Annotated in this window: 15 protein-coding genes; 8 read left to right on the forward strand and 7 right to left on the reverse strand. The window is 60.2% G+C overall.

The window, feature by feature from the left end:
* Window positions 1–38: 38 nt before the first annotated feature.
* Both VIZ63_RS04315 and VIZ63_RS04320 read right to left on the reverse strand, forming a co-directional pair.
* Entirely contained in the window at window positions 39–1,307 is a 1,269-nt protein-coding gene (locus tag VIZ63_RS04315) for an IS256 family transposase (protein WP_331608278.1), read from the reverse strand.
* 41 nt (window positions 1,308–1,348) lie between these two features.
* Window positions 1,349–3,577, reverse strand: coding sequence for an HsdM family class I SAM-dependent methyltransferase (locus VIZ63_RS04320; protein ID WP_331608279.1), 2,229 nt, complete (start codon window positions 3,575–3,577; stop codon window positions 1,349–1,351).
* 685 nt (window positions 3,578–4,262) lie between these two features.
* Between VIZ63_RS04320 and VIZ63_RS04325 the strand changes: the two genes are divergently transcribed.
* On the forward strand, window positions 4,263–5,207 hold the full coding sequence (locus VIZ63_RS04325) for a hypothetical protein (RefSeq protein ID WP_331608280.1): 945 nt from the start codon (window positions 4,263–4,265) through the stop codon (window positions 5,205–5,207).
* A gap of 281 nt (window positions 5,208–5,488) precedes the next feature.
* Here the strand turns inward: VIZ63_RS04325 and VIZ63_RS04330 are convergent, their stop codons facing one another.
* Window positions 5,489–7,042, reverse strand: coding sequence for an alpha-N-arabinofuranosidase (locus VIZ63_RS04330; RefSeq protein ID WP_331608281.1), 1,554 nt, complete (start codon window positions 7,040–7,042; stop codon window positions 5,489–5,491).
* Between the two features lie 125 nt (window positions 7,043–7,167).
* Here VIZ63_RS04330 and VIZ63_RS04335 point away from each other — a divergent pair, with 125 nt between their 5' ends.
* Window positions 7,168–8,508 (forward strand): family 43 glycosylhydrolase, encoded by a 1,341-nt coding sequence (locus VIZ63_RS04335; protein WP_331608282.1) that lies wholly within the window; start codon window positions 7,168–7,170, stop codon window positions 8,506–8,508.
* A gap of 250 nt (window positions 8,509–8,758) precedes the next feature.
* Complete coding sequence (locus VIZ63_RS04340; protein WP_331608283.1) at window positions 8,759–9,235, forward strand: glycoside hydrolase family 97 C-terminal domain-containing protein; 477 nt, start codon at window positions 8,759–8,761, stop codon at window positions 9,233–9,235.
* Between the two features lie 39 nt (window positions 9,236–9,274).
* On the opposite strand, the gene VIZ63_RS04345 is transcribed toward VIZ63_RS04340, so the two are convergent.
* Together VIZ63_RS04345 and VIZ63_RS04350 are read right to left on the reverse strand one after the other, a co-directional pair.
* Window positions 9,275–10,150 carry an alpha/beta fold hydrolase gene (locus tag VIZ63_RS04345; protein WP_331608284.1) on the reverse strand — a complete coding sequence of 292 codons (876 nt, stop codon included), beginning with the start codon at window positions 10,148–10,150 and terminating at the stop codon, window positions 9,275–9,277.
* 26 nt (window positions 10,151–10,176) lie between these two features.
* Window positions 10,177–13,182 (reverse strand): TonB-dependent receptor plug domain-containing protein, encoded by a 3,006-nt coding sequence (locus tag VIZ63_RS04350; protein ID WP_331608285.1) that lies wholly within the window; start codon window positions 13,180–13,182, stop codon window positions 10,177–10,179.
* A 1,082-nt stretch (window positions 13,183–14,264) separates the two neighbouring features.
* Here VIZ63_RS04350 and VIZ63_RS04355 point away from each other — a divergent pair.
* A complete protein-coding gene (locus VIZ63_RS04355; protein WP_331608380.1) occupies window positions 14,265–14,690 on the forward strand; it encodes a cytochrome P460 family protein in 426 nt (141 codons plus the stop codon).
* Window positions 14,691–14,769: 79 nt separating this feature from the next.
* Here the strand turns inward: VIZ63_RS04355 and VIZ63_RS04360 are convergent, their stop codons facing one another.
* Both VIZ63_RS04360 and VIZ63_RS04365 read right to left on the reverse strand, forming a co-directional pair.
* On the reverse strand, window positions 14,770–16,140 hold the full coding sequence (locus tag VIZ63_RS04360; protein WP_331608287.1) for an ectonucleotide pyrophosphatase/phosphodiesterase: 1,371 nt from the start codon (window positions 16,138–16,140) through the stop codon (window positions 14,770–14,772).
* A gap of 94 nt (window positions 16,141–16,234) precedes the next feature.
* On the reverse strand, window positions 16,235–19,153 hold the full coding sequence (locus VIZ63_RS04365) for a TonB-dependent receptor domain-containing protein (protein ID WP_331608288.1): 2,919 nt from the start codon (window positions 19,151–19,153) through the stop codon (window positions 16,235–16,237).
* Window positions 19,154–19,327: 174 nt separating this feature from the next.
* Here VIZ63_RS04365 and VIZ63_RS04370 point away from each other — a divergent pair, with 174 nt between their 5' ends.
* From VIZ63_RS04370 to VIZ63_RS04385, 4 genes are all read left to right on the forward strand, one after another.
* Window positions 19,328–19,528 (forward strand): hypothetical protein, encoded by a 201-nt coding sequence (locus VIZ63_RS04370; RefSeq protein ID WP_331608289.1) that lies wholly within the window; start codon window positions 19,328–19,330, stop codon window positions 19,526–19,528.
* Window positions 19,529–19,705: 177 nt separating this feature from the next.
* Complete coding sequence (locus VIZ63_RS04375) at window positions 19,706–20,209, forward strand: DUF1993 domain-containing protein (protein ID WP_331608290.1); 504 nt, start codon at window positions 19,706–19,708, stop codon at window positions 20,207–20,209.
* A gap of 22 nt (window positions 20,210–20,231) precedes the next feature.
* Complete coding sequence (locus tag VIZ63_RS04380; protein WP_331608291.1) at window positions 20,232–20,492, forward strand: DUF5062 family protein; 261 nt, start codon at window positions 20,232–20,234, stop codon at window positions 20,490–20,492.
* A 365-nt stretch (window positions 20,493–20,857) separates the two neighbouring features.
* Window positions 20,858–21,706: a TauD/TfdA dioxygenase family protein gene (locus VIZ63_RS04385; RefSeq protein WP_331608292.1), complete on the forward strand. Its 849-nt coding sequence runs from the start codon at window positions 20,858–20,860 to the stop codon at window positions 21,704–21,706.

Below are 21,706 nucleotides of genomic sequence, written 5' to 3' on the forward strand. Positions count from 1 at the left end.
GGACGTGTCAGATTTTCTGTGTTCGAGGCGGTTTGCATTTAGTTCGCGGGTCTGACGAAGCGATCTCCGTACAGCACAGCGAACTGGTTCATCGCCAACTTCCATTCTCGCGCTGATCGTATCTTGCCATCGTTGATGTTGCGAAGCGCCAGCCAGATCAGCTTGATTGCGGCATCGTCGTTGGGGAAGTGACCGCGCGTCTTGATGATCTTGCGCAGCTGCATGTTCAGGCTCTCGATCACATTCGTGGTGTAGATCACCCGTCGCACTTCGGGCGGGAAGGCGAAGAACGGGATGACCTGCTCCCACGCGCGCCGCCAGGACTGCACGATCGTCGGATATTTTGCGCCCCAGGCGGCAGCGGCGAAGTCATCGAGCGCTTCACGGGCGGCCTCGGCTGTTGCTGCGGTATAGATGGGACGCAGCGCCGCCGCGATCGTCTTGCGTTCCTTCCAACTCGCGTAATCCAGGCTGTTGCGGATCAGGTGCACGATGCAGATTTGCACGGTGGTCTTCGGGAACGCCGTCTCGATCGCTTCCGCCAGGCCCTTTAAGCCATCGACGACGGCGATGAGGATGTCGTGCACACCGCGGCTGCGCAGTTCGTTGAAGACCTTCAGCCAGAACTTCGCGCCTTCGGTTTGCTCGATCCAGATGCCCAGTACTTCGCGTGTCCCCTCGGGCAACACGCCCAGCGCCAGATAGACCGCCTTGTTGCGAACCACCGCATCGTCGCGGATCTTCACGCGCAAGGCATCGAAGAAGACCACCGGATACATCGGCTCCAACGGCCGGCTCTGCCAAGCGGTGACCTCGGCCATGACTTCATCCGTGACTTTGCTGATGAAGTCCGGCGACACCTGCGTGCCGTATATCTCGAGCAAATAGCCCTGAATTTCCCGTACCGTCATGCCGCGGGCATACATCGCGATGATCTTCTGATCAAAGCCGGTGAAGCGCCGTTCATGTTTGGGAATGATCAGCGGCTCGAAGTTGCCATCGCGGTCACGCGGCACCTCGATGTCCACCGGACCATCATCCGTGAGCACCGTTTTGCCGCTGCTGCCGTTGCGTTGGTTGGATTGGCCCGCCGGCTTGGGCTCGCCACGCTTGTAGCCCAGGTGCTCGCTCATCTCCGCACCCATCGCGCGTTCGATGATTGCCTTCTTCAAGCTGCGAAAGATCGATTCGAACTCACCCTGGGTGATCGGCCCCGTGACCAGCTGGTCAAGCAGCTCCTTCGGGATCTTGGGCTCAGCGGCGCGCTGTGCATCGTTCTGCGTCTCGTGCTTTTTCTTTCTCGGCATATCGACTCCTCTCGGTCATGATATGCCTCGAACACAGAATTTCAGACAGGCCCCTTTGGAACTCGCGATGCATCGAACTCCAGAAGCACATCGTCTGGGAAATCGGTGGCATCGAAATACCGCCGAGTCTTGAACTCGTTAGGAAGCGTCTTCTTCTGGTCTCCTGGAATGACACCCTGTCGAGTAACAACCTCGCCTTTATCCTCCAGCTTAGCGAGATTAGAAAACTGCATAAGTCTACGAACCAGTTGCAAGTCGCGGCGGCCGCCAAACGCTAGCACTGGCCAAACGATCGGTTCGTCGGCTGCTTCTTGATGCGTCAACGTATTGACATCCTGTGGCTCCACGATGAATCCGCTGGAACCTTCTGCACTACGCCTCGGCGTGAAGTAATAGAGCTTTGTATCGGACTCAGGTCGTGCCTTTCCAAACACAACGACGCATGCGGGACCGATTGCTTGCGCAAACATCTGGCGGCGCAGTGCCGAAAGGTTTGTGATCTCCTCGAAGGTGAACTCAGAAAAGAGCCGCTTACGCAGGTTTGATGCGTTTGTTTCGCGCCAATACAGCAGGGATGCTGTTTGGATCATGGCGACGCGGCCCGAATACTTCACTAGACATGCAGCCTTGCCCAGGAACACTGGCCCAATGTCGTTGTTTGCTACCGGCCATCGATGCTCCTTGGCCCACACCTGCGCGGGCGTCGGGGCGGCAGCAGTCCGCCTACTGTATTGAAGGCGAGGTTCGTCAGGTTTTCGTTCCGCCTTGATCGAGTTGTCACCCCACGGGGCGTTGCCAATCACAAGGTCGCAGCTATTCGCATCTTCCTTGCTGCGGAAGCCACTGCACTTCTCTTGGAAGAAGTCTTCAGCGAGCAACCGTATTCCTCGCAAATGAGGAAATACCTTCACGCTCGTCTTGGTCACGTAGTGCTTGGGCTCGATCGCATCGACCATCGCAAGATATAAGCTGAAACAGGCGACGCGGACTGCCTCCGGATTCTTGTCCACTCCAATGAGATTGCTAGCAAGGATCGGCTTGAGGTCCGATACGAGAGGTTCTCGCCCATTGGACAACCGCCACCGGTGGATGAGCCGCTGGAATGCCTTGACCAAAAAAATGCCGGAACCGCAGCAAGGATCCAGAATGCGTAGGTTCCAATCTTCACCGTCCCAAGGGAGCACAGCGTCCAACACATAGTCCACGAGATGCGGCGGCGTGTAGTAAGCCTTGTCGCGATATCGCTCCTCCGCCAGGAATTCCTCATACACGCTGCTGATGAACTCCAAGGGAATGGTGTCGAACGAATAGTGCGGCCACAGCAACAGTTGGCGATCTGTCGTGTCGAGATCGCCGCGGACAAGCTCCGCTAGTAGTTGGAGGTGTTCCTTCTTTACTGCTGTACGTTCAGCGCGCCAAGCTGCCTCACAAGATTCAGCGTCTTCACTATCTTTCCCCGGAAAGAGATCGCCATTGAATCGCTCATCCATCCAACGGAAAAGAGCGTAGGTGTCCTGTTTGCTATCGAGAATGGACGCAAGGCTATCGTGACTTCGACCAAGCACCCCCTCGTCGCACAAGCGCTTCATTACGCGTGCGCTGAAGAATGCATTTCCAGCGCTATCTTTGCGATCAAAAAGAAACTGCGTAAATATCACGCGCGCTAGCAGGTCATGACAGAACTCCCTCTGCAATCCCATCTTCAGCAACTGAGAACACACGTAACGCAGGTTCTTTAGCAATAGCGCGTCTGCTCGTCCATCCGCTGGAAATTGCTCTGGTCGTTCTCGCTGCACGCGATAGGTGATGAGATTCACCCAATGCAGCAGGTCGCGTACTTCGTGCTGCTGTTGAAAATCACCAGAATCAAAAAAATCACCAGTATCAAGCCTGCAGATCTGCCGGTCTGATTGAGGAAGCGAGGGGTCGAGATGGCAACTCCACGCGATGAGCCGATGCGGCTCAAGTGTGATCAGTAACGCAGCACGGGAAAAATTCCACGCGAGACGATGCGCAAGATCTAGTTCGTCATCGCGCGCTCCTCTCAGGAACTCACACACAATCGCCAGTGGGGCTTCCGTGTTTGGGCTGTCAGGATCGGTCGCAATGATCCCGACTTTGACGTCGATGCTCGGATTCCGAAGCTTGAGTGCTCCACCGATCTTTCTTCGCGCAAACTCGGAGTAAACACGTGCGCCAGCGCCGGCTGGTGCAAAAACATGCTCTGCCTGGGGCCAGCCAAGCCAATGCTGAGTTGCGTCGTAAAGCATGTCTACTTCACGACACCTTTGGACGTGAGCGGCCGCCGATCACCGCAGGGCTCAGTAGGTCGCGCTGCTCAGGAACTGTTCCAAGAAAGGATCCAACGTGCCGGTCAACGCGCTCGAATACCGGCCCGAGTGGGACGCATATGCCGCGGGAAACAACTACCGGAACTTCCTCATACTTCACAGAGGGAGGCGAAACTGAGATTACGAGACATGCTTCGCGATTCTGATCCTTTGGACCGGAAAGCGCCGAGCGTAGGCCATCGAATACCAAGGCTATCGCGTCCTTACGCATTCCGTACTCCGCCTCTAGGACTTGAGCCAAGCAAATAAGGATCAGATCCTGTCGAGTGAATTGCCGGGCCTTCCTTGGTTGGGCTTGTTCGCGCCGATAGTGTGGTAATACATCTAGCAGTGACCGGAGCTCGGAACGCGAATAGCCGGTCGCATCACAAACATTAACCGCTGTAAGCCTCCGCGCCATCTGCGCAATTTACGCGCAGATCTGAGTAAGTTCAACCCACATCTGGGTGATCTGCACCCAGAAGGTAAGAACCTGATTGAAAGCAATGTGACGCCTTGGGTGGGACGCCACATGACTTACTCCTCCCTTCTCTCGGCTAGCCCCCCGTTTGTGGGTGCCAGGTCGAGGGTTCGTGGGTATTGCCGAGAACGTGAGCTTTCAAGCATGAGCCGGACCATTCGCAATTTCATACTCGCCGCTGCGTGCGCTGCGATTTCGTGTACTGCTCCCGGCGCCAGCGCATCCGCCACTGCCTCACCCGAGATCCACATCGAAGACGTGGAACGGTTCTACGATATCTACGATGCCGCAAACGGCCGCCCCACGGCCGAGCAGCTCCAGCGCGACTACATCGATGCCGGTTCCGAAGGGCTGCACACGTTGGCGAGGCTTCGAAACGTCACCGGCGTTCGCATTGCCGACACGTTGGCGAAGAATCCGGGGATCTATTCGAACGCCAAGCGCTGCATGGCTGTCCTGCCTCGCGTTAAAGAGCGAGTGCAGGTTGCGCTCGACACGCTGGTTCGTCTCAATCCAGAGGCTCGATTCCCGCCAGTTACTGTTGCGGTGGGTCGCGGCAGGCCTGCGGGTGTCGGTTATCCCGACAGCGGCATCCAGATCGGACTCGAGGCAGTGTGCGCCGCCGACTTCATGAATCCCAACGTCGAGGACCGATTCGTGCACGTGCTTTCCCACGAGTATGTGCACATCCAGCAAGCGCCAGCGCTTGCTGGCAGAGATGACCTCACGGTGCTCGAACGATCACTGGTCGAAGGTGGCGCCGAGTTGATCTCCGAGCTGATTTCCGGCCTGGCCGGGCAGGCGCATTTCCCTGGATTGACGCGGGGGCGCGAGCAGGAAATCGAGACGGCGCTCGTCGCTGATCAGGACAAGACCGACCTCTCCGCCTGGTTCGACAACAGTACGTTGGAGAAACCCGGCGACCTCGGTTACTGGGTCGGTCATCGCATCGCCAGGTCTTACTATCAGCAGGCAACCGACAAGCGTCAGGCCGTACGTGACCTGCTCCAGGCCACCGATGCGAAGGCCTTCCTTGCGAAGAGTGGCTGGCATCCCGGTATCAAGCTGCAACAGGACATGCCTCAATGAGAAGTCAGCCGGGTTGCAGCGGCCTCGCAATCGGGCCTTGCCGGTGCCGGGCTCCTCGGGCACGGGCGGCGCTTCGGTCTGCAGCTGCGCCTGCAGTGACAATCCAAACCCCAAACTCAGAACGAGCAGCGCTACTTCATTCTCATCGGCCTTCTTCGCGCAAACGAATCGTCACCACCGACGCACAAGTATCGTTGGCCAGGGAAGCTCTGATGTATGCGTCATTCCCGCGCAGGCGGGAATGACGCATGTGGAATTGATCAGACCTTCCCTGGTGCGTATCAGTCGAGAGCAACGACGGTGACGGAATGCGGAGCCAGCTTCAGAGTCAGCTTCTTCCCCGATGCCTTCGCCTCGATGCGCTTCGGAGCCACCGTCGCAGGCGCGGCGAATGTGTTGACGCTATCGATTTTCGGAGCAGTCAATGACTCGCCAGTTGCGCGCATGAACCCTGTGGCGCCCAGCTCGATATCGACGCCCCGGGTGGGATCGACGTTGGCCACTGCAAGCCACACCTTGCCATCCTTGCTGCGCGCTGCCACTGCGTCCAGTCGCGGTAGCGTAATGCCGTCCACCGTGTAGCTGCCCGCATCGAAGCTGACCGGCAGGTAAGTCGCATCCTGGAATGGCACGTACATGCGGTGCACGTGATATGTGGGCGTGAGGAGCATCCGTTCCTTGTCGGTCAGGATCATCGCCTGCAGGACATTGACCATCTGCGCGATGTTGGCCATGCGCACACGCGCCGCATGGCGCGCGAAGGTATTGAAGTTGAGCGCCGCGATGATGGCGTCGCGCTGGCTGTTCTGCTGCTCCAGAAATCCTTCCTTGCTGCCCTCCGTGGGCGCGAGCCAGGCACCCCACTCGTCCACCACCAGCGCGATCTTCTTCTCGGGATCGTACTTGTCCATGATTGCGCCATGCGTGCGCACGAGATCTTCCATGCGCAGCGTCTCCTTGATCAGCGTCGCGTACTCCTTCTCGCCGAAACCCGTCGCTACGTACTTCGGAGGCCACCCGCCCACGGTATAGGAGTGCAACGACAGGCCATCGATGTCCCAGCTCCAGTTACGCTCCTTCCACGCCTTCATCACCGCCTCGGTATAGCCGGTATCCGTACCGTCCGGACCCACGGCGATCTTCTTCATGGAATGGGCCGCGTTGTAGTTGCGGGAGTAGCGGGCATATATCTTGAGCTGGCTCACGTAGTAGTCCGGGGTCATCGATCCGCCACAGCCCCAGTTTTCGTTGCCCAACCCCAGGAACGAAATGCCGTAGGGCTCCGAATGCCCGTTGGCTGCGCGCTCCCTGGCCAGCTCGGTCGGTTGCCCGGTCGTCAGGTACTCGAGCCACTCTGCCGCTTCACGAGGCGTGCCCGAACCCACATTGACTGAGAGATAGGCTTCGGCGCCGATCTGCTTCACGAACTCCATGAACTCGTGCGTGCCGAACGAGTTGGGCTCGATCACGCCTCCCCAGTTCGGATTCAGGGTGGCGGGACGCTTTGCAGCGGGTCCGATGCCGTTGCGCCAGTGATATTCATCGGCGAAACATCCACCCGGCCACCGCACATTGGGAACGCGGATCTCTTTCAGCGCTGCGACGACGTCGTTACGGATGCCTCGCGTATTGGGAATCGTGGAGTCCGGCCCTACCCACACGCCCTCGTAAATGCCACGGCCCAGATGTTCTGCGAATTGACCGAACACGTTGCGGTCGATCGTGGCGCCGGGCTTGTCAATCGCCACCTGGAGAACGACCGGCTCACCTTCTCGCGCGGACACACTTGCAGCAACCAGCATCAGACCCAGGAGAATGCTTCGCACAATCCTCATCAGAACCCCCTTTGGTGATCCGCGCTCATGCGGCGCGATGACTCGGCAACGGCCTGTATGGTACCGGTATCTGTTTAATTGTAGGAGTATTGTATTCTGCGTCGATCTCTACTATCAAAGCGGCCATGCACCTCTCCAACCGTCATCTCGTGGTCGCCGCCGCTGCAGGACTCATGCAGGCCGCCGCGGCGTTTGCCACCAATCCCCTGATCATGGATCAGTTCACCGCCGACCCGACGGCACGGGTATTCGAAGGCAGGCTGTACGTCTACCCGTCGCATGACATCAAGGCGCCGCCCGGATACAACGGCCGTCCGAACTGGTTCGTCATGGAGGACTACCATGTTTTCTCGTCGGACAATCTGACGGACTGGAAGGATCACGGCGTGATCGCCACCCAGACGGGTGCCGACTGGGTCGATCCCACCTCTTACAGCATGTGGGCGCCCGACGCGGTTTTTAAGGACGGCAAGTATTACTTCTATTTCCCGGCGATCGCCAAAACGGGTGGCTTCAGGATCGGCGTGGCGATTGCTGACAAGCCTTACGGACCGTTCAAGCCCATGGCCACCCCCATCGAGGGCGTGAAAGGTATCGATCCGTCCGTGCTCATCGACAAGGATGGCAGTGCCTACCTGTACTACTCATTGGACAAGATCTTCGTCGCCAGACTGAAACCAAACATGGTGGAGATCGAGGGCGAGCCACAGGTCTTCGATAACCTGCCGAAGAAAGGCCTCATGGAAGGACCGTTCGTGTTCGAACGCAACGGTATCTATTACCTGACCTATCCGCATGTGGCGAACAAGACCGAGCGGCTCGAATACGCGACGAGCACGTCCCCGATGGGCCCGTTCAAACACGCCGGCGTGATTCTCGACGAATCGGCGAGCGGCTGCTGGACCGTCCACCACTCCATCGTCGACTACCAGGGGCAGTGGTATCTGTTCTATCACGACAAGGACCTCTCGCCGGCGTTCGACAAAAACCGCTCGATCAGGGCGGACAAGCTGTTCTTCAACGCCGACGGCACCATCCAGAAGATCACCCCGACGCTACGCGGTGTGGGACTGGTGCAGGCCACGAGCGAGATTCAGATCGATCGCTATACCGCGACGAGCCCTCAAGGCATCGCGGTTTCATTCCTGGACGACGCGAACCCGCAGGCAGGCTGGAAGACCACGTTCAGCAGCGCGAAGTCGTGGGTGCGATTCGCCGATGTCGATTTCGGCGAGGGCGCGCAGAAATCCATTGAAGTGCGCGCGAGGGCTGCCGGTCCGAGCGCGCTCGAGATTCGCCTGGATAAAAGCGACGGGCCATTGCTCGGCCGCGTCGACGTCGGCCAGGGAACCGATTGGACCATTGCGAGCGTCGCCGCCAGGAACCTTCCCACCGGCGTCCACGACCTTTTCGTGACTCAGGCCGACGGCGAAGCGGTCGACGTGGATTGGGTCAGCTTCCGCTGAGTGATCATCATCTGGCTTGAGGCCGATCGCGACCCGCGGTGAGTCTCCGCCGGTATCCCTGCACGCTATTAAAATTCGAAGATCCTGTAGGTCGATATGTTCAAACGGATCGCAGCGACCATCACAGGTCCGATCGCAGTAACTCCGGCAGCCGTGTTTGCGGGAGCACCCGACAGCGTGTCGTCACCCGATCAACGCAATCGGATCGAATTTTCAGTGCCGGACGGCAACCTGAGATTCGCCGTTTCGCGTGACGGCAAGGCTGTCCATTTCGCCCTCACCCATCGGGCTCTTCACGAGCCAGCGCGGCCAGGCTCTCGCGATGTACGTCGTCTACGACAGTCCGCTGGTCATGCTCGCGGACAGTCCCGATTCCTACATGGCGAGCGACGGCACACTGAGCGACGGCGCCGAGTTCCTCAAAGAAGTTCCCAGCACCTGGGACGAGACTCGTTTCATTGCCGGCGATATCGGCGACTACGTCGTGATCGCAAGACGAAAAGGCACGAGCTGGTATGTCGGCGCGATGACGAATGAGGCGAGTCGGAAGATCACCGTCCCTATGAACTTCCTGGGCAGCGGCGACTGGCGGGCCCGCGTCTGGCAGGACGGCGCGGACATGAATCGGATCAAGACATCGACATCGAAAGTCGGATCGCGGACGTCACTGCCATTGACGCTTGCAGGCTCCGGTGGCGCCGTAGCGGTCTTCACGCCCCAACGCTGACGAACCTCAGGCAGTCGGAATCGGAATAGTTCAATGCCTTCAGTCGGACTTTGGCCGCGCGTTGCGGTCGGTCACTGATTGCTCGATGAGCGTCGCGACGCCGCGTGGATCTTCCTGCTGGGCTACGTGACCACCGGGAAAAGTACGAATTGTCCAACCGCGCGCGGCAGCACGCTGCCAGCTCTTGTCGGTCTTCGCCCGCTCCTCGGCCGACTTGCCCTTGGGAATGAAGGCGACGTAGGTCACCGGCAATGCCAGCGCGGCGGGGTTCTTGTACGAGACGGGCTGATCGAAGCATTTGATCGAGTGCTTGACGCTGTGCGGCGGCGCAGTGCCGGGTTTCACCCACGGTACCTGCATGAAGCCGTCCTTGAAGCGCTCCGGATCCTGCGGGCCGGTGCCGCCGAACAGGTCCCACAGCGACATTCCATCGTCCGGCACGGCAGCGTCGAGAAACACGACGTGACGAATGCGCTCGGGAATGCGGTCCATGACACCCGTGATCACCATTCCGCCGTAGCTGTGGCCGGTGAGCACGATGTCACGCAGATCCTCGTACAGAATCAGGTTCACGACATCGTTGATGTGTGTCTGCAGATCGATGTCGGTGCTGTTCAGATGCTCACGCTCACCGAGACCCGTGAGTGTGGCGCGGTACACAGTGTGGCCATCGTCGGACAGAAACTTGCCCGTGCTCTTCCACTCCCATGCTCCGGCAGTGGCGCCATGGACGACGACGAACGTGTATTTCTCTTTAGCCGGCTCTCCAGCCGGAGCCGCAGCGTGCGCGCCGACGGAAGCCAGGACAAGGACGCTGATCAACAGCGCAAGCAAACGAAGCGGATGATTTTTCATGAGCGTAGCGAAGGGAATGCTTGCGAGAACCCCATGGCGGCCGAGATCAGCGATATGCATCGCCGATCCCAGCCTCCGCCCTGGCGTCAGAACTTCATCTTGACCCCGGCAGTGAAGAAGCGGCCCATGTCGTCATAGAACCCCAGCGTGGGATAGAACAGGCCCGGCAATCCGGAGTTCGAGGGGAACAGCGGAGCTCGTTCGTCGAGCAGGTTGCTCACGGTCAGGAAAGCCTCCATGTCGCCGCCCTTGTAGTCGAACCGCTTGCTTACCGTGGTATCGACGACATTGTAGGAACCCAGTCGCGGCGACACGTAGTTCTGACTGTCGCCATTGAGGGCATTGTCGCTGGTTGCCAGATCGACGCTGCTCAGCCACTGATTTTGCAGGGCCACGGTCCAGCCGCTGTGTTGATACGTAAGGAACGTGCTCTGCCGCAGCTCGGGTTCGACCGCCCAGGTCGGGAAGGCTCCCGGAATGTTGATCGTCTCGTTTTCCGGCTGATAACTTGCCAGGTGACGCAGGCTGAACTGCCCTCCCGCCATGTCCCAGCGGTAGTTGATCTGGATATCGTAGCCGTGCGTCTTCTGTTCAGCAGCGTTGAGCGGCGAGTTGAGAATTTCCGTCGGGAAATTCAGGTTTGGATTCGTGTAATTGGGATCGTTGGGATCGCTGATCGGGCGCACCGCCAGCGAACAGAACGGCGAGTTATAGCTGGGACCGCTGGCCAGGCAGATGTTCTGGATGGCGTTGGTCTGATAGCTGATCTGCGTGATCGCGTCCGTGATCTCGATGCGGAAGTAGTCGACCGACAGGTCGAAGCGCGGCAGGAAAGCCGGCGTCAGCACCATGCCGACGGTGACGGTGCGTGCCTTTTCCGGCGTCAGGTTCGGATTGCCGCGCGTGACCAGCCGCAGGCTGTTGTTGCCACCAGTGAGCAGGTCGGTGAACCCGGTCGAGGAAACACCTGCCGGCTGGTACAGGTCGTTGAGATTCGGCGCGCGGATGTCTTGCGACAGCGTGCTGCGGAAGCGGATCCAATCGGTGACGTGCCAATCAAGGCCGCCCTTCCAGGATTCCACCGCGTCGAAGGTCGAGTACTTGGTGTAGCGGCCCGCCCAGTTGGTGGACAGTTCCTGGAATCCCGGCACATCCTTGAGCAGCGGGATGTTCACTTCCAGCGCGAATTCGTAAACGTCATTGCTGGCATCGACTGGCGCATTGGTGTTCTGCACCCAGCGCACCGGCGCGCCGCCATTGGCGAGGCACATGCGCAAGCCCGTGCAGTTGACGAAGTCGGTCGGCCGGAAATCACTTTCCATTTCGTAGCTGGCCCAGCGCGCGTCAGCAGACAGGTTCGCCCGGATCTCACCAGCGGGCAGTCCCAGACCCCAGAGCCCGCCACCGATCGAGGCGCCCACGTTGTCGAGCTTCTGAGTCAGCGTCCAGAAAGTCGGCTGCCGCAAGTAGTCATAGGATGCCCTCGAAGGCCCGTTGGGATCGGTGATATTGGTAGGCACGCAGCCAGGATAGAGGCTCGCGAACTGCGGCTGGGTGCTGACCCAACACCGGATGGTGCCGTTGTCGTTCACCGCATCCAGCGACGCCAGGTACTTCGCATTGTCAGTGTTGTTGGGATTGAGGACCGTCAGCTCGCTCACGCTGTGGTTGTAGAACACATCCCAGTCGAAATTGCCCAACGAACCGGTGATCCCGGTTTCCGCATTCCACGTCTTCTGATCCGCGATGGTGCGGTACATCGCTTTCGCATCATCTGCGTCCACCCCGTCGATCTTGTTCCAGATGTACGACGGCGCGGAGAAGTACGGCGTGGTGGGCGGCGGCGGCGGCGTGCTGCCTGTTTGCGGTGACGTTGCTGGCGTGGCCGGCAAGCAGCGCCAACCAGTCGCACCCGGAGTTCCGCACACGATGTTCGCACCCAACTGCTGCTGCGTGGCGGCAGGGAGGTACGGATTGTTGGCAAACAATGTATTCGGCCGGCTCGCCGAGGGGCTGACGACCCAGTTGATCCAGTCCGACGTGTTCTCCGCTTGCGCCCAGGATCCCTGGGCATACCAGTTGATGTCTTCCGACAGATCGAAACTGAAGCGGGCGAACACATCCTTCATCTCGATCTCTGAACGGAAGGTGCCGAATTTCACGTAGGCGCCGTCGCCGCCGGATTCGAGGTTGGCGGTGCCGGTCGGCGTGCCATGGACCATGGGACTGAGGATGCCCGGCTGACGGAACGTGTGATTGTTGAAGGCACAGGCCGCGCCGCACTGCACGTTACCGGCCTCGCCACTGTTGAACACGCGCGAATACGGCACGTTCACATAGGGATTCGTCGGCGATCCATTGCCCGCCAGCAGCCATGCCTGGCCGTCTTTGCCGTAGGGACGCTCGCTGATCGGAATCATGGCCTGATGCCTGAACCGTGCGGACGTCTCGAAATGGCCGCGACCTCCAAACAATTCGGTGCCCCAGGCCGCGCCAAGCTGGTACTCGTCGCCGTCGCTGTACTTCGACGTACCGACGTCAGCCTTGAATGACAATCCGGTAAAATTCTTGTCGAGAACGTAGTTGACCACGCCGGCGACTGCATCCGACCCGTAGATCGCCGAAGCGCCGCCGGTGACGATATCGACGCGGTTCATCAGCATCTGCGGCATGACGTCGACGTTGACCGTGCCATCCTGATTCGATGGCGCCACGCGATGCCCATCCAGCAGCACCAGGGTGCGCGACGGACCAAAATTCCGCAGCGACAAAACGTTGCCACCGTTGTTGGTGCTGCCATTTCCCTGCGTGCGCGGCGTGCGTCCGCCCATGATGGTCGGCAGCTTGTTCAACGCATCAGCCATGTCACTCGGTGTCGTGACGGCAATTTCAGCGATATCGACCGACGTGATCGGTGTCGGCGAACGCACGTTGTCGGTGATCACGCGCGAGCCGGTGACCAGGACCGTCTCCACCTCGGTGCGAGTGGCCTCCGGAGTTGAAACCGTCTGCGCCCAGGCCGAAGTGACGGAAAGCGATGCAGTGATGCCGAGGACAGCCACGGATACTGGAAATAAAGTCTGCGGAGTCATCCTGTTCCCCTTGATAATTAGTGCTAGTGCCGGTGCTAGTGCTTTTTTTAGAAAAATATTCGGTGAGCGCCTTGTCTGCAGGAAGGCTTGCGCTGGCTCTGCGAGCGCCTGACGAGCGTGAGACGAGCACGTCGCGCACAGCCCCCGTCACTCGAACTCTCGCCATCGAGTGAGCCCCGGATACGAAGCCAGCGCCACTCGTCAACGGCCCGCGGCGTCAATAGATCACCATGACTGCCACGCTCCGCCCCCCTATTTAACTTGTCCTACATTTGCATTTGTACCACTCACCTTTTGACTAAGCAACTGTCGTTACTGTCTTGATAACATCATTGGCACTACGCTCTATCGTGGACACGGAACTCCTCCAGCATTCGTACTGCGAACTCACCGCGGACCGGGATCAGCAGTTGCGGAAAGCTCCTTTCTTGCAGCGGTGCCGATAGTTGCGGATGACAATTCAAGGACTCGGAACGATTCAACCGACGCGGCCCGCTACTTTCATGCAGAGCGATGTCGCGCCCACCTGAGGAAGGTCTGATCAATCCAGTACTCGTCATCCCCGCGTGGGAGGGGACCTATCCGGTCAACAAGATGGCTCGGACCAAAGCAAACCCCACGGGCCGCCTGCGCTGGGGGACGAATTGATCAGAGGTCCCTTGAGGTCAATGGCACTTACTTGAGCTGTTTTTTCCGGTTCTTCTGTAGGTTCCCCACGCGGTTCCCTGCGGTCACTGCCCCGCGCAGGCGGTGACCGCAGCGAGGCCCCGGGATCGCGCGCCTTCTCCGCGCCGGACACCGCCATCCCTCCATGGATCAGACGCGGGTCATGCCCCTTTCACGTATGGACATACCAACAGAGATTTCCACACTGCCGCGGCCGTGCGCGTGGCGCCTTCTTGTGGAGTGCTTCGAGGCGCTGCGAATTCCAACCATCGCGATAGGGAGCCCATCATGCAGGTCGTTTTGAAGTACGCGGCTGTGTTGAGCAGCTGCATCGTTCTGAGCGCCACGATCGCCCTCGCAGCGGACTCCGCCGCAAAGCCACCCGGGACAAATACTCGCTGCAATCACCGAGCGGAATCGCGTTCTCCGACTTCAAAGGGTACGAGGACTGGGCAGTGGTCTCCTCTGCCCGGACCGACGAAGTGCTCAAGGTGATCGTTGCCAATCCGACCATGATCAAGGCGTACAAGGCCGGCGTTCCGGGCAACGGTCAGCCGTTTCCGGAGGGCTCCAGGATCGTGAAGCTCCAGTGGCAGCCAAAGAAAAGTACGGAAGCCCCCTTCGTCGTGGATGTGCCCGATGTCTTCACGCAGGCTTTCGTCATCGAGAAGGACAGCAAGCGATTTCCGAACAGCGGCGGATGGGGATACGCGCTGTTCGACTACGATGCCGCATCTGACACGTTCACGGCCGATGCCACTGGCGTCTCTGACTGCGGCCACGCGTGCCACGTGAAAGTGAAGGCGAAAGATCACATCTTCCACCGCTATCAGATGCGTTGACGCATGTGCCCGACGGGAACATGCGCCGTCTCCTCCGCGCCGGGCCGGGGAAGCGAGCCCGGCGCGGAGGCCACCTTTATCAGCGCAGCGGCAACGGCGGCATCGTCGCCGTCGGCAACTGCACACCAAGTTCCTGCGCCAGCGTCGGTGCGATCTGGCGGATGTCGATCGTCCCCAGATTCTTCCCGGCCTTGATGCCCGGCCCCATCACGAAGAACGCGGAGTTCATTTCCGGGTGCGTGTTGCGGTAGCCGTGCATGCCGGCGGTCCCGGCCCTGGGCTGAACCACCTCTCCAGTCAGCGCTTCGCCCATTGCGAAGCCGGAGTTGCAATCCACCAGGAATGACGCCTGTGGCGGCGCGCCTGCGGCAGCGGCCTCGGCGCCGCGCAATACGCTCGCAATGCCCGTCTTCGCATCGGCTGCCAGTGCAGTGAGGATCTGGTTCACCGCTTCGAGCGTGACCTTGTCATTCGGGTCCTTCAGCACGACCGAGGCGCTGCCGCCGGAATTCCAGGAATACGCCTGCCACGATTTGAGCTTGCCGTCGCTGCCCAACTCGATCAGTCCGGCCTTGGCGAACGCCGCATTCAGGTTCACCGTGGCATTGAACGGCAGGAATCCGTGGTCGGAGGCGATCGCGATGACGGCATCCGGGTGTGCCTTGCGTTGCGCAGCAATCATGCGTCCAATCAAGGCATCGAGCTTTTCCAGCATTTCGCGGGATTCGTTGTTGGTCGGCAGTGGCCCGTTCGCATGTTGCACGCTGTCGAGCCCGACGATGTGGACGGTCAGAAAATGCGGCTGCGCCTTCTCTATCATCGCCACCGCAATGTCCGCCAGCTTCCCGTCGAACGCCGAACCGTCCTCGTGGGATGCGCTGCCGAATATCGCACCGAGATTCCCGATCGATTCGAGAAAGCCGCGCGGCGTGGATACTGCATTCAACAGGTAATTGTCCGACGGCTGTTTGACGCGCCAGTATTCCGGCATGTTGTAGTCGATGGACGGATGCGCCACCGACACCGGCCACAACACCGACGCAGTCGTCAGGCCCCTGGCCTTGGCTGCACCCCACAGCGTTGGCGACTTGATCTGCGCGCCATACCAGTTCCATGCACCTTTTTCGACGCCTTCCGGGTCGAACACGGTGTTGGTGTAGATGCCGTGCTCGCGCGGCGAAACGCCTGTTACCAGCGCGATATGGTTGGGATAAGTAACTGTCGGCGTCACGTTGACGACGCCGCTTGCATACGCGCCTTGCGATACGAACTCGCGCAACACGGGCGCTTTCACGCCATGTTTCTCCGCGTCGATCAGATAGCTGGGGTGCAACCCGTCAATGGAAATGAGCAGCACGGCACGTTGCGGCTGCGCGGCCTGAATGGATGCGGTGAACGCAAGGAGCACCAGGGCAGACAGCCAGAGTCGTGTCGATGGAAAGTGTTTCATGCGGTATCCGGAAAAATGGTCTTGATCGAAGTTGTGCAGCAATGAGTGCCGCCGTGCTCGCGGCGGAGCACGGCGGCATTGGGGGGTGGTGCTCTTAGAACCTGTACGTCCAGCCCAGGCTGTAGTTGCGACCGACCAGGTCGTACACCTGACCGCCGAAGTAGATGCCCGGCTCGCCGAAGCCCATTTGCGGCGGCAGCTTGTCGAACAGGTTGGTCACTGCGAAATTCAGCGTGTTACCACCGAAGGTGTAACGCGCCGACAAGTCGTGGTAGGTGACAGAAGGCACGGTGTTGTCTTCGTACTGCTCGCCCGACAGCGCCAGCACGTTGCCGAGGCCTTTGCCCCAGTAGCGCGAACTCAGTGCGAGACCGAGATTCCCGAGGTCGTACGTGGTGGTGAGCGTGGCGCGCGTTTTCGGATTGGTGTAAGCGCCGTCCCTTTGCTGGTTGCCGGCCGTCACACCCGGCGTGGTTTCGAGGACGTCTTCAATCAGGCGGGTGCCGCCGAGCTTGAAGCCGAGGCGGCCGGGGCCGACATCGACAAGGTAGCGGAAGCTTACGTCGACGCCGCTCGCATACAGACGCGAGATGTTGCCCTGCTGCGCCTTCACCCACAGCGCGGCACCCGCGGGCATCACGACACCGTGTTCCGCTGTCGGCACATTCGGAGTCAGATTGCGTCCCTGCGCGGCGCAGTACGGGTTATCGATGCTCGGCAGGTCGACACACAGATTCAGGATCTGCGTGTAGCTCAGCTGGTAGATGACGTCCTCGATGTCGATGTCCCAGTAGTCCACCGTCACGTCGAAGTTCGGCAGGAATCCCGGCTGCCACACGAAGCCGACCGTCAGACTGTCCGAAGTTTCCGGCGCCAGGTCCGGATTGCCACCGGAGGTGACATGCGGGCCGAGCTTGGGATCCACGACGCCTGGTGCCGGCACGCCCAGCGCAGCGCAGTTCTCCGCACGATTCGCAGTCGCGTAGTAGCCCTCGACCATGCATGGATCCGAAATCGATCCGAGGGTGGTGTTGGTGACGATCGGCTCGTAGAGTTCGCCGAAGTTCGGTGTGCGCACGCTGCGCGACTGCACGCCACGCACGGAGAAGCCCTGCACCGGTTCCCAGATCACGCCGGCCTTCCACGCATTGGTCCCGCCCACGGTGTTGTAGTCCGAATAACGATACGCCAGCTCCAGGTTGACGCGCCGGGCGAAGGTGACATCGGCAAGCACCGGTACGAGCACTTCGGTGAAGACTTCCTTCACATCGGCGGAAACATCCAGCTGTGAACGTGCGCCGGGGCCGCCGCCATAGACCAGTTCGCCCGAAAGCGCCAACGGGTCATCTGCGTTCTCCAGGGTGTCCTTGCGGTACTCGACACCGACCGCGTAACTCACCTGGCCAGCAAGCAACTGGAACGCCGATCCGTTGAGCTCGGCACCGAACAACTGCTGGGTGGTGGTGCGGAATTCGTCGCGGTCCCCCAGCACGTAATTCTTCAACGCCTCGCTCGCCGGTATCTGGCTGAAGATGTTGAGTGGAACGCAGCCGTCCGCACGCGCAGCTTCGCTGCGGCATACCGGTGTGCCGTTCGGGCCGGTAATCACATCGCGCGCGGCGAGCCAGCGCGACTTGATCGGCACATTTCCTTCGATGGCATGGTCCGTCACCCTGCCGTACTGGGCGAACGCGCTCCATTCGATGGCGTCGGCGAATTCACCGGAAAGCTCCAGGCCGAAGGTCGAGGTCTTGCGATGGTGATCTTCGTTGCGCACCGGAAAGTTGCCGTAGGTGCGATCGATACTGAGGCTGGTCAGACCTTTGTCTTCCATGATCGCGCGGATGGCATCCGGCAGGAACGGATTGTCCAGGTAGGCCTTCGCGCCTCCCACACCCATGAAGGTGGTGCGGGTGTCATCGCGGTAGTAAGTGCCCGCGCCGTCGTAGTCGGTCTTGGCGACGTTGAAATAGCCGGCCAGATTCAACGTGTCGGTGAGGTCGAAGTCCACCCGGCCGAGCGCAGACAGGGATTCCTCGCCGCCACGGTACTGATTCATGTCGGTCAGATTGCGCCCGTCGCCGCCATTGCCCGTGGCAAATTGCGCCGGACCGCTGCTGTAAAGAACGTCGTGCACCATCGGACGCACGGAGCCGCCTTGCTCCAGCATGTAGCGCGTCTTCTCGTCGGCCAACCAGAAGTTCGGCTCGTAGGCGTAATAGTGCTGGCGGTAGTTGAGCAAGTTGACGTTGTCATACACACCGTCGGCGGTGCCCGTGTTCGCCGGGTTCGCCAGGACAAACGGCTGGTAGTGCCAGTCGTAGCGGTCGTACATGAAGAGCGGATCGGTCCTGGTGTAAGTGGCGCCAACCGCAACGCGGCCACGCTCGCCGCCAAACCGGAAGCCGGTGGACATCGAGGCCTGGAATTCCCCGGCGTCGTTGCGCTCGGACATGCCCGTCTTTACCGACACGGTCGTTTCGTCGATCGCCTTCCTGGTGATGATGTTCACTGCACCGGTGACGGCATCGGCGCCATACACGGCAGCGGCGCCGCCCGTGACAACTTCGACGCGATCGATCATGCCCATCGGAATCGTGCCGATGTCCACGGCGGACGAGCGCGCCGAACTGGATACGCGGCGCTTGCCGTCGATCAACGTCAGCGAACGGTTGGTGCCGAGGTTGCGCAGGTTCACGAACGCTGCACCGGAATCAAACCCTGTCGCACTGCTCAGGAGGCTATTGCCTACGCCAATGCCCGGGATTTCGGCCAGCGCGCTGTAGAGATCGGTATGACCGAAGCGCTCCGCATCCTCCATTCGCAAGACGCTCACCGGCATCGGGTTCTCCAGATCCGGACGCGCGATGCGCGAGCCGGTGACGATCACCTCCGCAAGCGTAGTGGGTTCGACACCGTCCGCAGCATCGGCCATGGCGACTTGCAGAGCGATCGACTGGCCCATGGCAAGAGCGATAGCCGTAGTGAAAGGGCGAGGCAGGTACTTCTTCATTTTGGTCCCGTGAGATCGGCTTCAAAAGCCGGTACTCTGGGGACGGACTGTTACGCTGCTGTTGCAGGAAGTTTGCGCATCTGCAGTTGATTTCAGCGTGAACAACTGAGTCAGCACGCTCGCAGCTCACTGTCACCCCTCGGTCTCCCCTCTCTCAACACGACATCGCACGCCATGCAGGACGAAGAAGAACCCACTGATGACACCAGCCCGACGGAGCCGCACTGGTGCGTCGATTGCGAGACTCCGCTGCTCGAGCAGGATCAACAGCGGAGCTGGGATTTTTGCGAGTTCTGCGGCCAGGCGGTTTGTGCGCAGTGCGATCGCACCCATACATGCGCCGATATGCTGCGCAAGAAACCCCGCAACTGGTGACTGCAGCGGCGTCATCCTACGAAGCGCTGCCCGCTGTGTGTCCGGGCGATAGAACCTGTCGGTGTATGTCCTTCTGAGCCTGTCCACGTCTCCGCGAATGCTCCGGCCCGAACTGTTAAAGTGCGCCCTTGTTCTGCGGGTTTGCCCGTGACTTGTTTTCCGTTTCCAGGAGTGCTCATGACTATCTCGATGTTCCAGGCTTCCGTGCCTGTGTTTATTCGCGCACTGAACAATCTCGCAGGAATTCTCGAGAAGGGCGCCGCGCATGCGAAGGCACACAAGATCGACGAGGCCGTTCTGCTGAACAGCCGGCTCTTTCCCGACATGTTTCCGCTGGTGCGACAGGTTCAGATTGCAACCGACACGGCTCGCAGCGGTGCTGCGCGACTGGCCGGCGTCGAATTTCCTGCTTACGAGGATAACGAGACGACATTTGCCGCTCTCGCGGCGCGCATTCACAACACGGTGAAGTTTCTGGAAACACTGCAGTCGACACAGATCGATGGCAGCGAGGACCGGACGATTTCATGGCAGAGCCGCAGCAGCACGAAGTCGATGCAGGGGCAGCCTTATCTGTTCAACCACCTGCTGCCCAACGTCCATTTTCATGTGACTACGGCGTACAACATTCTTCGTCACAACGGCATCGAAGTCGGAAAGAAGGACTTTCTCGGTACGTGAGGCGACGCAGGAGGGCTCTCTCATGAAGAAGCTGAAGCACGAAGCGGAACTATTCAAGGGAGCCCTCATCGCCGGCGTGGCGTACGCCGAAGGTCGCAAGGCGGTGGAGTTCGAGCCCACGGACTCCGCCAGCGAGAAGCTTCGGTACATTTATCGTTTGCTCGTTCACGACAAGATCATCCAGCCGTTGCCGGAAGACCAGGTGAGCGAAGCGAGCATGCGACACAAGCTGGCCATCTGGTATTCCAGGCAGCTGCCGAAGGGTCACCCGCTGCTGAGCTGACTCGACAGAACGGCAGGGGCTTTACAGTCGGGGGATCTGTCCTCGGGCCGATCGAGCGTGATGGCGGCAGCGATCTCCTCGGACTGCATCAGCGCAGCCGCCCCGAGCATGGTCCCGGCACATCGCCCCGGCGGAAGGCTTCATCCACACGCTGAACCCGCTGTGTGCTGCCTCGATGCATTGTCCAGCTCCTGGTGCTTTGCGACCGGGACCTGACCAATGACGGGGTGTCACCAAATGCGCAGCGCGTGTCGCTTTTTGCTACCCGCGCAATCGACGACATCCACTAACGTCGAGACCGCTGGAAAGGCGTTGATTTGCCTGCCGGCGTCCGGGTTCTTCCATCGTCGGGAAGATTGCACTGCATGCGAATCGAGCCACTCACCTGCGCCATCGGTGCCGAACTGGCCGGCGTCAATCTCGCTGACGCGGCCTACGACGCTGGCCTGTTTGGTGAGATCAAAGCGGCGTTGCTGCGCTACCGTGTGCTCTTCCTGCGCGACCAGCGCTTTTCGCGAAGCGAGCACGTCGACGTCGCGTCGCAGTTCGGCAAGCTCGAGAATCACCCGGTCGCACCCAGTCATCCCGACTTCCCCGGCCTGGTGCAGATATACAAGAATCCGGAAACGCCGGTCGATCGCTACGAGAATGCCTGGCACACGGACGCGACGTGGCGCGAAGAACCGCCGATGGGCTGCGTACTGCGATGTGTCGAGTGCCCGCCGGTCGGCGGCGACACCATGTGGGCGAACATGGCGCTCGCTTACGAGCGGCTTCCTGAGGACATCAAGGCGAAGATCGCGACACTGCGTGCACGCCACAGCATCGAAGCCTCCTTCGGTGCGGCGCTACCCATCGAGAAGCGCCTGGCCCTGAAGGCACAGTACCCGGATGCCGAGCACCCGGTCGTGCGCACTCATCCGGAGACTGGCGAGAAGATTCTGTTCGTGAATGCATTCACGACCCACCTCACCAACTACCACACGCCGGCCAACGTCCGTTACGGACAGGACGCCAACCCCGGCGCGGCCGACCTGCTGCGCTATCTGGTCAGCCAGGCATTCATCCCCGAATACCAGGTGCGCTGGCGCTGGCAGCCGAACAGCGTGGCGATCTGGGACAACCGCAGTACGCAGCACTACGCGGTCATGGATTACGCACCGTGCCATCGGAAGATGGAACGCGCCGGCATCGTCGGCGACAAGCCCTATTGA

Origin of the sequence: Povalibacter sp. (assembly GCF_036520495.1) — a bacterium.
Lineage (GTDB): Bacteria > Pseudomonadota > Gammaproteobacteria > Steroidobacterales > Steroidobacteraceae > Steroidobacter.